Origin of the sequence: Algoriphagus litoralis, from assembly GCF_003259255.1 — a bacterium.
Taxonomy (GTDB): Bacteria; Bacteroidota; Bacteroidia; order Cytophagales; family Cyclobacteriaceae; genus Algoriphagus; species Algoriphagus litoralis.
Genome location: NZ_QGOL01000003.1, coordinates 399,726 through 414,044, shown reverse-complemented (window position 1 = coordinate 414,044; position 14,319 = coordinate 399,726). Strand labels below are relative to the sequence as shown.

16 protein-coding genes and 1 riboswitch are annotated in these 14,319 nt (G+C 42.5%); of the genes, 15 read left to right on the top strand and 1 reads right to left on the bottom strand.

The genetic code is table 11. From position 1 onward, the window contains the following. Positions 1-22 precede the first annotated feature (22 nt). From argB to DK188_RS05200, 7 genes are all read left to right on the top strand, one after another. Entirely contained in the window at positions 23-823 is an 801-nt protein-coding gene (gene argB, locus DK188_RS05230; protein WP_111669744.1) for an acetylglutamate kinase, read from the top strand. Next, positions 823-1,893 (top strand): M20 family metallo-hydrolase, encoded by a 1,071-nt coding sequence (locus DK188_RS05225; protein WP_111669743.1) that lies wholly within the window; start codon positions 823-825, stop codon positions 1,891-1,893. Before argB ends, DK188_RS05225 begins: the two co-directional genes overlap by 1 nt. 9 nt (positions 1,894-1,902) lie before the next feature. After that, the gene (gene argH / locus DK188_RS05220) at positions 1,903-3,240 is read left to right on the top strand and encodes an argininosuccinate lyase (RefSeq protein WP_111669742.1); all 1,338 of its coding nucleotides are present in this window, start codon (positions 1,903-1,905) and stop codon (positions 3,238-3,240) included. Between the two features lie 101 nt (positions 3,241-3,341). Then, positions 3,342-4,883, top strand: coding sequence for a SulP family inorganic anion transporter (locus DK188_RS05215; RefSeq protein WP_111669741.1), 1,542 nt, complete (start codon positions 3,342-3,344; stop codon positions 4,881-4,883). After that, positions 4,880-5,521, top strand: coding sequence for a carbonic anhydrase (locus DK188_RS05210; protein ID WP_111669740.1), 642 nt, complete (start codon positions 4,880-4,882; stop codon positions 5,519-5,521). Before DK188_RS05215 ends, DK188_RS05210 begins: the two co-directional genes overlap by 4 nt. A gap of 88 nt (positions 5,522-5,609) precedes the next feature. Next, positions 5,610-5,718, top strand: a riboswitch (SAM riboswitch). 179 nt (positions 5,719-5,897) lie between these two features. Continuing rightward, a complete protein-coding gene (locus tag DK188_RS05205; RefSeq protein ID WP_111669739.1) occupies positions 5,898-7,202 on the top strand; it encodes an O-acetylhomoserine aminocarboxypropyltransferase/cysteine synthase family protein in 1,305 nt (434 codons plus the stop codon). 12 nt (positions 7,203-7,214) lie between these two features. After that, positions 7,215-8,264 (top strand): homoserine O-acetyltransferase family protein, encoded by a 1,050-nt coding sequence (locus DK188_RS05200; protein ID WP_111669738.1) that lies wholly within the window; start codon positions 7,215-7,217, stop codon positions 8,262-8,264. Positions 8,265-8,294: 30 nt separating this feature from the next. Here DK188_RS05200 and DK188_RS05195 read toward each other — a convergent pair whose 3' ends face one another. Next, entirely contained in the window at positions 8,295-8,735 is a 441-nt protein-coding gene (locus DK188_RS05195) for a DUF2147 domain-containing protein (RefSeq protein ID WP_111669737.1), read from the bottom strand. A gap of 141 nt (positions 8,736-8,876) precedes the next feature. On the opposite strand from DK188_RS05195, the gene pdeM reads away from it, so the two are divergent. From pdeM to gldC, 8 genes are read left to right on the top strand one after another with little or no spacing between them, the layout of a single operon-like run. Further along, positions 8,877-9,575 carry a ligase-associated DNA damage response endonuclease PdeM gene (gene pdeM, locus DK188_RS05190; RefSeq protein ID WP_111669736.1) on the top strand — a complete coding sequence of 233 codons (699 nt, stop codon included), beginning with the start codon at positions 8,877-8,879 and terminating at the stop codon, positions 9,573-9,575. Positions 9,576-9,616: 41 nt separating this feature from the next. Continuing rightward, positions 9,617-10,507, top strand: a complete 891-nt coding sequence (locus DK188_RS05185; protein WP_111669735.1) for a cell division protein FtsX — start codon at positions 9,617-9,619, stop codon at positions 10,505-10,507. Between the two features lie 2 nt (positions 10,508-10,509). Further along, positions 10,510-10,719: a DUF3098 domain-containing protein gene (locus tag DK188_RS05180; protein ID WP_111669734.1), complete on the top strand. Its 210-nt coding sequence runs from the start codon at positions 10,510-10,512 to the stop codon at positions 10,717-10,719. 49 nt (positions 10,720-10,768) lie between these two features. Then, positions 10,769-11,452, top strand: a complete 684-nt coding sequence (gene truB / locus DK188_RS05175) for a tRNA pseudouridine(55) synthase TruB (protein WP_111669733.1) — start codon at positions 10,769-10,771, stop codon at positions 11,450-11,452. Then, positions 11,439-12,362: a bifunctional riboflavin kinase/FAD synthetase gene (locus DK188_RS05170; RefSeq protein ID WP_111669732.1), complete on the top strand. Its 924-nt coding sequence runs from the start codon at positions 11,439-11,441 to the stop codon at positions 12,360-12,362. Before truB ends, DK188_RS05170 begins: the two co-directional genes overlap by 14 nt. Before the next feature lie 12 nt (positions 12,363-12,374). Continuing rightward, positions 12,375-13,070: a CoA transferase subunit A gene (locus tag DK188_RS05165; protein WP_111669731.1), complete on the top strand. Its 696-nt coding sequence runs from the start codon at positions 12,375-12,377 to the stop codon at positions 13,068-13,070. A gap of 3 nt (positions 13,071-13,073) precedes the next feature. Then, positions 13,074-13,733 (top strand): 3-oxoacid CoA-transferase subunit B, encoded by a 660-nt coding sequence (locus tag DK188_RS05160; RefSeq protein WP_111669730.1) that lies wholly within the window; start codon positions 13,074-13,076, stop codon positions 13,731-13,733. Positions 13,734-13,790: 57 nt separating this feature from the next. Further along, positions 13,791-14,132, top strand: a complete 342-nt coding sequence (gene gldC, locus DK188_RS05155) for a gliding motility protein GldC (protein WP_111669729.1) — start codon at positions 13,791-13,793, stop codon at positions 14,130-14,132. Positions 14,133-14,319 lie beyond the last annotated feature (187 nt).

Here is a 14,319-nt window from a genome sequence, read left to right as displayed (position 1 = left end):
CCCTTTTTTAGCTGGCAAACCTATGAAGATTTCAATTATCAAAATCGGCGGAAACGTCATCGACTTTCCAGAAAAGCTGGACGAATTCCTGGCCTTATTCGCCAAATTTCCCGGTCCGAAAATCCTTATCCACGGAGGCGGAATCATGGCTTCCCGATTTGGTGAGTCTATGGGAGTGATGCCAGAGATGGTCGATGGGAGACGAATCACGGATAAGGATACGCTGGATATTGTGACGATGGTTTACGCCGGTCTGATCAACAAAAATATGGTAGCCAAGCTTCAGGCCATGAAAGTAAATGCCATCGGAATGACTGGCGCTGATGGAAACCTCATCCGATCAATCAAGCGACCGGTGAAAGGGATAGACTATGGGTTTGTAGGTGATATTCAGGAAATCAACACTGAGTTGATTAAGACATTGCTCAGTGCAGGTCTATTCCCTGTAGTCAATGCCATTACACATGATAAAAAGGGCCAATTGCTCAATACCAATGCAGATTCCATTGCTTCTGCCCTCGCTACCAGTTTGGCCACTGAGCATCAGGTGAATTTGTATTTCTGTTTTAATAAAAGTGGGGTGTTGGTGGATGAAAAAAATGAAAACTCAATCATCCCCTTAATTAATGAAGACATTTACGCAGAGTTGCGAAAGGAAAGCGTGATCCATTCCGGAATGATTCCCAAGTTGGATAATGCCTTTGCAGCGCTCGAAAAAGGTGTTAACCATGTCTGGATTGGCAAAGCCGAAAATCTCCTACTGGCTGCCAAAGGAAAACTCTCGGGTACCACCATTGAACGTAATCGATACGATCTGTACTGATGGAAAACCTGAAAATATTTTTTGAAGAGGCAGTTCAATTGCTGAAGGAGCTAATAGAGATCCCCTCGTTTTCCAAAGAAGAAAACCTGACAGCAGACCTAATTGAAAAGAATCTGATTAAAAAAGGAGTAGAAGTCAATCGGGAAGGAAACAACGTCTGGGCTTTTGCCAAGGAATTCAATCCTTTCTTGCCTACGGTCTGGCTTAATTCACATCATGATACAGTAAAACCAAATGCTGGCTACACCAAAAATCCACATCAGGCCATCGTGGAAGATGGAAAGCTTTTCGGGTTAGGAAGTAATGATGCAGGGGGGCCTTTGGTAGGTTTATTAGCCACATTTTGTTATTTCATCCAGCAAGAGCTTCCCTTTAACCTGCTTTTTATTGCCTCTGCCGAAGAGGAAATTTCCGGTCCAAATGGCATTTCCTCCATCATTTCAAAACTTCCCGAGGCGGAACTTGCCATCGTCGGTGAACCTACCCTGATGAAGCTTGCCGTCGCCGAAAAGGGATTGTTGGTGATTGATGCCAAAATCCACGGTAAAGCAGGACATGCTGCCCGTGAGGAAGGTGTCAACGCAATTTATTTGGCTTTGGAAGATTTAGATGAAATCAGAAATTTCCAATTCATGAAGTCTAGCCCTTTTTTAGGCCGAACGAAAGTTACTGCTACTGTAATCAAAGCTGGACAGCAGCATAACGTTGTTCCGGATCTGTGTGAATACACCTTGGATGTGAGGGTAACAGATGCTTATACGCTTCAGGAGGCCTTTGAAGAGCTGAAAGCCAACCTTAAAGCTGAACTTACTCCCCGGTCCATGCGTCTTCAGTCTTCTCACCTACCTGCAGGTCATCTGATGAATCAGGTAGCGACTAGATTGGAGCTGGAAAAATACGGAAGCCCTACCCTTTCTGATCAGGCTTTGATCCCTTGGCCATCCGTCAAAATCGGTCCTGGTGACTCCGCAAGATCACATACAGCTGACGAGTTCATCTTTTTGGAAGAAATCCAGAAAGGAATCGAAGGCTACATCTCTATCATCAACAAATATGCTGAACTCAGCTAACCAATAATCATGACGAAACTCTGGCAAAAAGCCACCGGCAGCAAAAAGGAAGTAGAACAATTCACTATTGGTCGCGATCCTGAATTTGATAGTTTACTTGCCCCGTTTGATGTATTGGGTTCGATGGCTCACGCCAAAATGTTGGCAAAAATTGGCCTTCTGACTCAGGAAGAAAATGAGATCCTCCAGAAAGGTCTTAAAGAAATCTATTTTGAAATCGAGCAAGGCCAATTCAGTATTGCAGAAGGTGTAGAAGACGTCCATTCACAAGTTGAGTTTTTGCTAACCGAGCGTTTTGGAGAAGTTGGGAAAAAGCTTCACAGCGGAAGAAGCCGAAATGATCAGGTTTTGGTTGATCTAAAACTTTATTACCGAGCTGCAATCCGGGAACTAGTGGAAGACACTCAGGAACTTTTTAATCAATTGATTTCCCTTTCAGAAAAGCATAAAAAAGATCTGATGCCGGGATATACCCATACACAGTTGGCGATGCCTTCGTCATTTGGACTTTGGTTTGGCTCATTTGCGGAAGGTTTGACCGAAGATTTGGGTTTGCTCAAAGCAGCTTTTGACTTAAGCAATAAAAACCCGCTAGGTTCTGCTGCTGGATATGGATCCAGTTTTCCATTGGACCGGACAATGACTACTACCCTTTTGGGTTTTGAAGATATGCATCACAATGTGATCAATGCGCAAAATAGCCGCGGAAAAACCGAGCGGACTTTGGCGTTTGCGATGGCTGGAATTGCTGCTACGCTCAATAGACTTGCCACTGATGTGTGCTTGTTTATGAACCAGCATTTTGCTTTTATCAGCTTTCCGGATGATCTGACTACCGGAAGCAGCATCATGCCCCATAAGAAAAACCCGGATGTATTTGAGCTGATCCGCTCCAAAACCAACCAAATCCAAGGAATTCCTACCACGGTGAGCTATATGCTAACCAATATGTCTACCGGCTACCACCGAGATTTACAGCTAATGAAAGAGGAGATTTTTCCCGGAATAGATACCTTGAAGTCCTGCCTAAACATGACCACATTCATGCTGAAATCCATCAAAGTCCGGGAAAATATTCTAGATGAGGTATTCTACAAGCATGTATTTTCGGTAGAAGTAGTCAATGAGCTGGTACTGAAAGGCGTACCTTTCAGAGATGCCTACAAGCAAGTAGGTCTGGATATTGAAGCGGACAATTTCACTCCCGATCAGAAGCACCTAAATCACACCCATGAAGGAAGCATTGGCAACTTGGGAACTGCTGAAATTCAGAAAAAAATGGAAAAGGCGACAGGAACATTTGATTTTGGAAAAATAGATACCGCTTTTGCTCAGCTTCTAAAATAATTTGCCAGCATCCCTCTATTTAATTAATAACATTCATAAGAGAATCTTACTTTTGATTCTGATCATGGTTTTTATTTGGCCATTTTCATTTCAAAAGCACTATGGATAAACTTGTTGGAAGCACTTTAAAATATGATCTGAAGGCGAGTTTAGTCGTGTTTCTCGTCGCTCTTCCCCTGTGCCTCGGCATAGCCATTGCCAGTGGAGCCCCTCCTATGGCTGGATTAATCGCCGGAATAATCGGAGGTATCATAGTTGGTAGTCTTTCCGGATCTCATGTAAGTGTGAGTGGTCCTGCGGCCGGGTTGACTGTAATAGTCCTGGATTCAATTTCCTCTCTTGGTACATTTGAGCTTTTCCTAGGGGCTGTGGTCATTGCAGGACTGATCCAAATCATTCTAGGATTTTTGAAGGCCGGGATTTTAAGTTATTATTTTCCTCACGCCGTGATCAAGGGCATGCTCAGTGCGATAGGTTTGATCCTGATCCTAAAGCAAATCCCACATGCTTTAGGTTATGACAAAGACACCATGGGTGACGAGACCTTTTTACAAGCAGATCAGCACAACACCTTCTCGGAGATTTGGTATGCTTTCCAGTATTTCAGTCCTGGGGCAATCCCGATTGTAGTGATCGCATTGTTGATTTTAGTAGTATACGAACGGCCATTTTTGAAAAATCACAAGATTTTCGGCGCTGTTCCGGGAGCGCTTTTGGCAGTTATTTCAGGAATAGTGATCAATGAATTTTACGGAGCATTCTTGCCTCAATGGCAATTAGAAGGTGAACACCTCGTTAATATTCCAGTTCTAGGTTCGATTTCAGAGCTAGGAAGTCTACTGACTTTTCCAGAATTCGGGCTGGTAGCCAGCACTGAGTTTTGGATAATTGCTTTTACACTAGCTGTGATAGGAAGTATCGAAACACTATTAAGTATAGATGCCGCTGATAAAATGGATCCTTACAAAAGGATTACCCCTTCCAGCCGGGAATTGGTAGCGCAAGGAGTCGGAAATACCCTTTCTGGTTTGGTGGGTGGATTGCCAATTACCGCCGTGATCGTTAGAAGTTCGGCAAACATTGCTTCTGGAGGAAAAACTAAACTTTCGGCAATTTTCCATGGAATTTTACTCGCAATTCTGGTTTTGACAATCCCCGGAATACTGAATATGATCCCCTTAAGTTGCTTGGCCGCAGTATTATTCTTGGTTGGGTATAAACTTGCAAAGCCCTCAATTTTCATATCTACCTATTCAAAAGGTCTAGATCAATTTATCCCATTTATTGTCACTATTGCTGCAATCCTTTTGACTGATCTATTGATCGGAATCGGGATTGGAATGATCTTCGGGCTGTATTTTGTAATCAAAACAAACTTCAGAAGAGCAATTTCAATTACTGAATTGAATGGAAATTACCTCGTAAAGCTTCAGAAGGACGTTTCATTTCTCAACAAAGCGATACTTTTAAAAAGTTTGGGAGAAATTCCTGAGGGTAGCAGGGTGATTTTGAACGCCCAAAAAGTCAACTTTATAGACCATGACATTCAGGAAGTTTTAAATGACTTCATTGCCTCCGCAGGATCCAAAAACATTGAAATTACGATAGAAGGTTTCTCTTACCACCTAACACAAAATTCATGAACCCATACGAAAAACTCTTACTTCAGAATAAAGCTTGGTCGCAGGAGAAAATCCAACAGGATGAAAAATACTTTTTTAGACTAGCTCATCAGCAAAAGCCCAAATTCCTGTGGATTGGATGCTCCGATAGTCGTGTCCCTGCAAATGAAATTACCGGAACGGATCCAGGTGAGGTATTTGTTCATCGAAACATTGCCAACATGGTCGTTCATACGGACTTAAATCTCCTTTCTGTATTGCAGTATGCTATCGAATATTTGAAGGTGGAGCATGTCATAGTCTGTGGTCACTATGGATGTGGCGGTGTAGATGCAGCTGTTTCCAATAAGTCATTTGGTCTGATCAATAAGTGGCTTCGCAACATCAAGGAAGTCTATAAAACCTACCAAAGCGAAATCGACAGCGAACCCAATCATGAAGAACGAGTCAATAAACTTGTAGAATACAATGTGTTGGAGCAATGTCAGGATTTGATCAAAACTTCTATCATCCAAAAATCTTGGAATGAGCGAAATGCTCCAGAAATCCATGGATGGGTGTATGGGCTTTCCAATGGACTGGTCAAAGAACTCATTACCATCAAGCCCGATATCAATGCGATTCATCCAGTATTCAGATATTCTGATGGAGAACTTTAATTGAAATTTTCCCGGAAGCTGTCATTCCATTTTGAATTCTCAGTTTCCGGGTTTTTATTTGCATATCCTTTCACTTTTTGAGTGCAAGGATTTATATAGAAGAGGCGAGAGACAGGCTCATTGACCCTCTGGCAACCTGGAAAATCCAAGGTGCCAATTCCTGCCGGCTGAGCTATTCTCTTTCGGACCTATAAATTCCTTGCAAAATGAACAAGCAATTTACTCCTACTTTTCTAGCCTCTCACCACCAATTTCTTTATGGTTTTGCTTTTGCCCCTGTCAGGCATTTCAGGTGTTTTTGTATCTAATTCAACTTCAACGATTGATTTCTCTTGGGATTATTCCCGTTTTTCTAACCCTTTAACCTATCAAAAAAATGTCAGCAAATTATCGATTCGAGACCCTACAGCTACATGCCGGACAAACTCCCGATCCTACTACCAATTCCCGGGCTGTGCCGATTTATCAGACTACATCTTATGTATTTAACAGTGCAGAACATGGCGCAAACCTTTTTGGACTGAAGGAATTTGGCAACATCTACACGAGGATCATGAATCCGACCACGGATGTATTTGAAAAAAGAATTGCCGCACTAGAAGGCGGGGTAGCTGCTGTGGCTACATCTTCGGGCCAAGCCGCTCAATTTTTGGCTTTGAACAATATCATGGAAGCAGGCGACAACTTTGTCTCCACCTCATTTCTATACGGCGGTACATACAATCAATTCAAGGTAGCATTCAAGCGATTAGGTATTGATGCACGCTTCGCAAAAGGAGATTCTCCAGAAGCCTTTGAAAAATTGATCGATTCCAAGACAAAAGCCATCTATCTGGAAACCATCGGAAATCCTGAATTCAATATTCCTGACTTCGAAGCGATTGCTGCTTTAGCAAAGAAACATGACATCCCGCTCGTAGTAGACAATACTTTTGGTGCGGGCGGCTACCTCTGCAGACCCATTGAGCACGGAGCAAATATTGTCACCTCCTCTGCGACCAAATGGATCGGCGGTCATGGCACCTCTATCGGTGGGATCATCGTAGACGCCGGAAATTTTAACTGGGGAAATGGTAAATATCTTCAATTTTCTGAACCATCTGCCGGATATCACGGCTTGAACTTCTGGGAAGTCTTTGGTGACAACAATCCACTAGGACTCCCAAACATTGCTTTTGCGATTCGGGCAAGAGTAGAAGGATTGAGAGACTTTGGCCCTGCGATCAGTCCGTTCAATTCGTTTCTATTGCTGCAGGGTATAGAAACATTGTCTCTTCGTGTCCAACGAACAGTAGAAAATGCGCTGGAAGTCGCCAAATGGCTCGAAGCACACCCGCAAGTCTCGAAGGTGAACTACCCAGGCCTTCCCTCCTCTGCTTACCATGGATTAGGCAAAAAATATCTAAAAAATGGCTTTGGGGGAGTATTGAGTTTTGAGATCAAGGGAACCAAAGAGCAGACCTCGGCTTTCATCAACAACCTTGAGCTCATCTCACACCTAGCTAATGTAGGGGATGCCAAAACACTGATCATTCAGCCCTCAGCTACTACCCACCAGCAATTATCTGATGAAGAACAAAAAGCTGCGGGTGTCACCCCAAACCTGCTTCGGATTTCTTTTGGAATCGAGCACGTAGAAGACATCAAAGCTGACCTACAGCAAGCATTCGATAAAATCTGATTACCAATACCAATGAATTTGACTAGCCCATACGCTGATTTGACTATGACTCAGGAAGTTTTTCATTCCAACGAACCACTACATCTGGAATCAGGTGAAAAATTGGAAAGTTTTGACCTTGCTTACACGACTTATGGTCAATTGAATGAAGATAAATCCAATGTGATCTGGGTCGTCCATGCACTGACTGGGGACTCCAATGCTGCAGAATGGTGGAATGGATTGATCGGCGAAGACAAATTCTTTGATCCTAATCGAAATTTCATCATCTGTGCTAACCTCCTGGGAAGTTGCTATGGATCCACAAATCCTTTCAGTATTAATCAAGCATCAGGATCTCCCTATTTCTATGACTTTCCCCAACTAACCACCCGAGACTTGGCCGCAAGCTTGGAAAAACTGAGAGTGTATCTCAGAATTGACAAGATTCAGACACTGATCGGAGGATCGCTGGGTGGTCAGGTGAGCTTAGAATGGGCCTTGACCTTAGGTCAAAGACTGTCAAATGCGGTGATTTTGGCTTCAACCTCCAAGACATCCCCTTGGGTAATCGGTTTCAATGAGACCCAACGAATGGCTATTGAATCAGATTGTACTTGGGGAGAATGTACTGAGTCAGCCGGGGCAAAAGGATTGGAAACTGCAAGGGCAATTGCTATGCTGACTTACCGGCATCCCGATGATCTCGCCATCAAGCAAAGCGATAGCGAAGAAAAACTGGACGGCTATCGGCCTGCCTCCTACCTTAGATACCAAGGCAAGAAATTGGCAAATAGGTTTAATGCACTATCCTATTGGACGCTGTCCAAAGCAATGGACAGCCATGATGTAGGAAGAGGACGAGGTGGCGTAGTCGCCGCCTTAGAAAAAATTGAGGCAAAAGTATTGGCCATTGGGGTTAATTCAGATCAGCTCTTTCTTCCAAAAGAAACCCAATATATCAGTCAAAAAGTGAAACGAGGTACCTACAAGGAGATCAATTCTACCGCTGGGCACGATGCGTTTTTGATTGAATTTGAACAATTGACTTATTTCCTAAAGTCATTCTATCTTCAGCAATAATACTAAAGCGGGAACCCAACCCGCTTTTTTTTATTTGATCCGGGTCCATTCTACCGTTCTCCCCACAAAAGAAAATCCCACGTAACCCTTTACCTCTAGAATGGAATTTGTCTTGAGCTTCAGTTCGCACGAATAGGTCTTCCCTGATACTGGATCATAGATTTCACCGTTTTTCCACATTCCATCGTCATATTTCAACCCATCCAAGATTGCCAATCCCATCAAGGGTCTAGTTCTCAATTTGGGATTGGAATTTTGCTTGTCAATCGCAGGTTTTCCATCCGGATTTGGCTCTTTTAGCCAAACAATTTTTCCCTGATAAGTAGATCCACTTTTTACAATTTCAACCTGAGCGGTTTTTTCTGTGTTGTACCAAAGTCCTAGAATTGCGCTTTCAGTTTGTGCTTTTGCCTGCAGGACTAAACCGATAAAAAGCAATCCAAGAATTGAAGCAAACTGTCTCTTTTTCATTTTTATTTAATCTGTTCTTTCAAATAGAATATGGAATTTCGCAAGAATACGGATCAACTTAATTTTTGTCACAGATGGAGTTCATGATTTCATAAAAATTAAGTTTTGATATCCTTAAATACGAATAGCTTTGAAATTGTTATGCAGGAAGTGAAAAAATTGAATACTACCCTCACGCACCATTCGATAGAATTCTCAGGCCTCAGTTTGGTTTTATTAAAAGAAAAAGCACTCTGGATTCCTGACTTTCAAATCCTTTTGCTTGCGGATCTTCATTTTGGAAAAGCCGCTCACTTCAGAAAGTCCGGTATTCCTATTCCCGAGCCTATACATGATGCCGATCTTTTGGTTTTGAAAAAACTATTTGAGGACTATCAACCCCATTCTGTCTACTTTTTGGGAGACCTTTTTCATTCAGATTGGAATAGTCAATGGGATTATTTTAATAATTTCCTGACTGGGTTTCCTACTTGTGAGTTTCATCTCGTCAAGGGAAATCATGATGTATTGGCTCCACTGGCTTATCAACAATCCATGTTAAAAATCCATAATGAACCCTTGCAGGTTGGACCCCTCTTGCTCTCGCATGAGCCCATGGAGGTCTATGGGGAGGGATTGATTAATATCTGTGGACATATTCATCCGGGGATTCGACTCGTCGGAAAAGCACGTCAATCTGTACGGATTCCATGTTTTTTTCTATCTCGGTCCCAGCTTATCCTGCCTGCTTTCGGCAATTTCACTGGGCTGGCCTTGGTTAAACCAAATGATGGCGATTGGATTTGGGGAATCACCCCAGAAAAAATCATCCCGGTCCTTTCTGGCACATCGATTGGTTAAATCCGCCTAGCTTTCCTATTTTTGATCAGAATTACCCAACTATGGCGAATCCGTCCCGCAAGAAAAAAACACTTGGACATTTTAAGTTTGGCAGTGTCCTCTTTAGTACCACCTTGTCTTTGTTTATCGTAGGTCTTTTTGGGGTGATTTTGATCCAAGCGCGTAGCTTGACCAAAATGATCCGGGAGAATATTGAAATCCAAGTATTTTTAGACAAGGGATTACCTGAGAATCAACTGAAAGAGATTCAAAAGAACATTTCAGGACGACCGTTTATTCTTACCCGTTCGGATTCGGTCAATCTGAGATTTATTTCCGATGAAGAGGCTGCAGCTACTTTTATTGAAAGCACAGGGGAGGATTTCACCAAGTTTCTTGAAGATAATCCATTGCGTGACAGCTATGTCCTGGCTGTAGCCGAAGAATTTCAAACCTCAGAGCAATTGGAAACCATTGCAAAAGATCTCCAATCAATACCTGGAGTATTTGAGGTTTCCTATATGACCGATTTGGTAGATTCTATCAATAAAAATCTGTTGAAAGTAAGTCTTGTCATGGGTGGTTTTATATTAATTCTGATCATCACCGTGGTCATGTTGATCAACAATACCATTCGGTTGGCCTTATTTTCACAGCGATTTCTGATTCGTTCCATGCAACTCGTCGGAGCCACTAGAGGATTTATCAGAAAACCATTCCTGATGCGAGCACTGCTGTTTGGAATGACGGCTGGAGCGGTAGCTTCTGTGATTCTATTTGGATTAGTGCAGTACACCAAAGCCAATATCGAAGGATTTGCCATGCTGCAAAATCAGGAAATGTTATTGATCCTTTTCGGTGTTTTGATTGTGGTGGGAGGCCTATTGAGTGTGCTGAGCACATTGAGAGCTGTAAATAAATATTTAAACATGTCCCTTGACGAACTTTATTGATCATGAGCAATTCACCTTTTCCTTTTTCAAAGAAAAATTATCGACTTATGCTGGCTGGTCTGGCATTGATTATTCTGGGATTTGTCATAATGGCCCTGGATGGTGAGCCTCATGGCAATGGATTTTTAGGGTTGACTTTAGGCCCAATTATAGTTCTAGGAGGTTTTATCTTTGAGTTTTATGCGATTTTCGCCAAAACAGAGAAGAACTAAAATCAGCATCGCGCAGTTTCGCCTGGTGTGAACTGTTTCCCCACATAACATGCAGCAAGAAACTTACGGAGAAGTATTTCTGATCGATAAACCACTGGAATGGACCTCATTTGATGTGGTAAAAAAAGTAAGAAATGCCCTTCGTATCAAAAAAGTCGGTCACGCTGGCACCTTGGATCCCTTGGCCACAGGATTATTGATCGTATGCGCTGGAAAGCAAACCAAGCAAATAGAGACCTACATGGGTCAGGAAAAAGAATATTCCGGGACCTTTGTGATCGGTGCAACTACGGAATCTTTTGATTTGGAAAAACCAGTGATCCCTGTATCCGATCCCTCACACATCACCCTTGCGCATGTGACCTCTGCTGCGGCTCAGCTGACAGGTAATATTTTACAGGTGCCGCCCATGCACTCAGCGATCAAAGTGGACGGAAAACGGGTATATGAGTCTGCCAGAAAAGGAATTGAAGTAAAAATGGAAGCCCGACCTGTTGAGGTCCGTGAATTTGAAATAACAAGTTTTCTAGGAAATGAGGTTGGTTTTCGAATATCATGTTCCAAAGGAACTTACATCCGAAGTTTAGCCCGAGATTTAGGGGAAATTCTAGGTGTAGGAGCTTACATGAGTTCCTTGCGTCGGACACGAATCGGTAATTTTTCAGTAAAAGACGCGCATCAACTTCCTGAATTAATCGAATCAATAAAAGCAAGAACAGATGAAAATCTATGAAGGTCTTGCAGGTTTTAGCCCCGTCAAAAACGCTGTAGTTACTTCTGGGACGTTTGATGGGGTTCACTTGGGTCACCAAAAAATCCTGAAACGAATCCGCGAAATCGCAAGATCAATTCACGGGGAAACAGTTTTAATCACGTTTTGGCCACATCCCCGATTGGTTTTGTATCCGGATGAACACAAGCTCCGCCTGCTGAGTACGTTCGAGGAAAAAACTAAATTACTCAGGCAATTTGGCATCGATCACTTGATTACTATTCCTTTTACCAAAGAGTTTTCTCAATTAAGCTCTCAAGAATTCATTCGGAAAGTGCTGATAGATTCAATTGATACCAAAAAACTGGTAATTGGATATGACCATAGATTTGGAAAAAACCGGGAAGGCAGCTTCGAATACCTTAAAACTAACAGTACATCCTTCGGATTTGAATTGGAGGAGATTTCCCGTCAGGATGTAGATGAAATCGGCGTATCCAGTACGAAAATCCGAAAATCGTTAGTATCCGGAGATGTCAAAACAGCCATGACTTACCTAGGAAGACCCTATGAACTGAATGGAATAGTGATCAAAGGGCAGCAGATTGGTCGATCGATTGGTTTCCCTACGGCCAATATTCATATCCCAAATGACTACAAACTTATCCCAAAAGACGGCGTTTATGCAGTAGAAGCTCTTGTGGGTGGGAGTATGTATAAATCCATGCTGAATATAGGGAATAGACCCACAGTAGATGGAACCAAGAAGACAGTAGAAGCTAATTTATTTGACTTTCAAGGGGATCTATATGACAAGCAGATCACGGTGTATTTCCGGGAGTTCATTCGGGATGAGCATAAATTCGAAAGCTTGGATGCATTGAAAAATCAGCTTTTTCTTGATCAACAGCATGCAAGAACTATTCTATAAACCCAGATTAACATGATAAATAAGACTGTAAAAAATGCCGCTGAGGCTGTCGCAGACATACCGAGCGGTTGTATTCTGATGATGGGGGGCTTTGGTTTGAGCGGCATTCCAGAAAACTGCATTCAGGCCCTATTACAGAAACCGATATCAGGACTCACTATCGTATCAAATAATGCAGGGGTGGATGATTTTGGAATCGGCCTTTTGCTCAAAAAACGGATGGTGAAAAAGATGATTTCCAGCTACGTCGGTGAAAACGCAGAGTTTGAGCGGCAATTGTTAAGTGGAGAGCTGGAGGTGGATTTGATACCTCAGGGGACCTTAGCCGAACGTGTAAGGGCTGGAGGCGCAGGAATCCCGGCTTTTTTCACACCCGCCGGAGTGGGCACTGAAGTAGCTCAGGGAAAGGAAATCAGAGAATTTGACGGCAAGATGTATTTGATGGAACGCTGGCTCAGAGCTGATTTTTCAATCATTAAAGCTTGGAAAGGCGATACAGTAGGAAATCTGATATTTAAAGGTACGGCCCGAAATTTCAATCCCATCATGGCAGCTGCCGGCAAAATATGTATAGCTGAGGTAGAAGAATTGGTCGAAGCGGGGGAATTGGATCCCAACCAAATTCATACGCCGGGAATCTACGTACAGCGGATTTTTCAGGGAGTGAATTATGAGAAACGGATTGAGCAACGAACAATAACCCCCTAAGCCATGCTGACTAAAGAACAAATCGCAAAGCGAATAGCTAAAGAGGTGAAAAATGGACAATACATCAACCTTGGAATAGGTATTCCTACCTTGGTTGCCAATTATATCCCAGCAAGTTTAGATGTAGTCCTTCAGTCCGAAAATGGCCTACTGGGCATTGGCCCCTTCCCTACTGCGGATAAAGTAGATCCAGATTTGATCAATGCAGGCAAACAGACGATCACCATGGTACCGGGATCAAGCCTATTCAATTCAGCCGAATCTTTTGCCATGATCCGTGGAGGTCACGTTCACCTCACTATCCTCGGTGCAATGGAGGTATCCGAAAATGGAGACATTGCCAACTGGAAAATTCCCGGAAAAATGGTCAAAGGCATGGGTGGAGCTATGGACCTGGTGGCTTCTGCGGAGAATATCATCGTTGCCATGCAGCATTGCTCCAAGGATGGCCAGTCTAAGCTTTTACCACAATGCTCCTTACCCATAACTGGAATCAGGTGTGTCAAAAAAATAGTGTCTGATCTGGCAGTGTTGGAAGTTTCTCCAAATGGCGGCTTTATTCTAAAAGAAAGAGCTCCTGGAGTCTCAATCGATGAAATCAAAACCAAGACTGCAGGAAAATTGATCATCGAAGGAGAAATTCCCGAAATGACTTTTGATTAAATCAATCAACGGGAACTTGAATCGCATTTTACGGGTTTCCCGATAAATTTTGACTAAATGAAGAAATCAGAAATCAAATTCCAGATAGAACTGGATGAGCAAAATCTACCAAAAACTATCCAATGGGATGCCTCAGATAAGGAATCGGAAGGCTTAGAGTCCACCAAAAGCATCAGTGTCAATGTTTGGGATAATCTGAATCATGCCACGCTTCGAATTGATCTCTGGACTGAAGAAATGTCCGTAGTCGAGATGAAGCGATTCTATATAGACATACTAGGCGGAATGGCCCAGACTATCTTGAACAGTACAGGAGATGAATACATGTCAGAAGAAATAAAAGAACTATGTGACCGATTGGTCCGCCATGTGAATGAAGAGAACAAAAAAAACTCTTGATCTAAATCAAAAAACCCAAAAAAGTCCTGAATGCAATCAGGACTTTTTTTTAAAGTAAATGCAAATCAAAACTCAATGATTTAGGATTTTTTAATAAAATCAACGGAAAGGTTAAGTATTTACAATAGAAGCTTGAAAAATTTTCTATTTCTTTGGAAAAGTTCCTCAGTTTCCCAAAAGAGCCAAT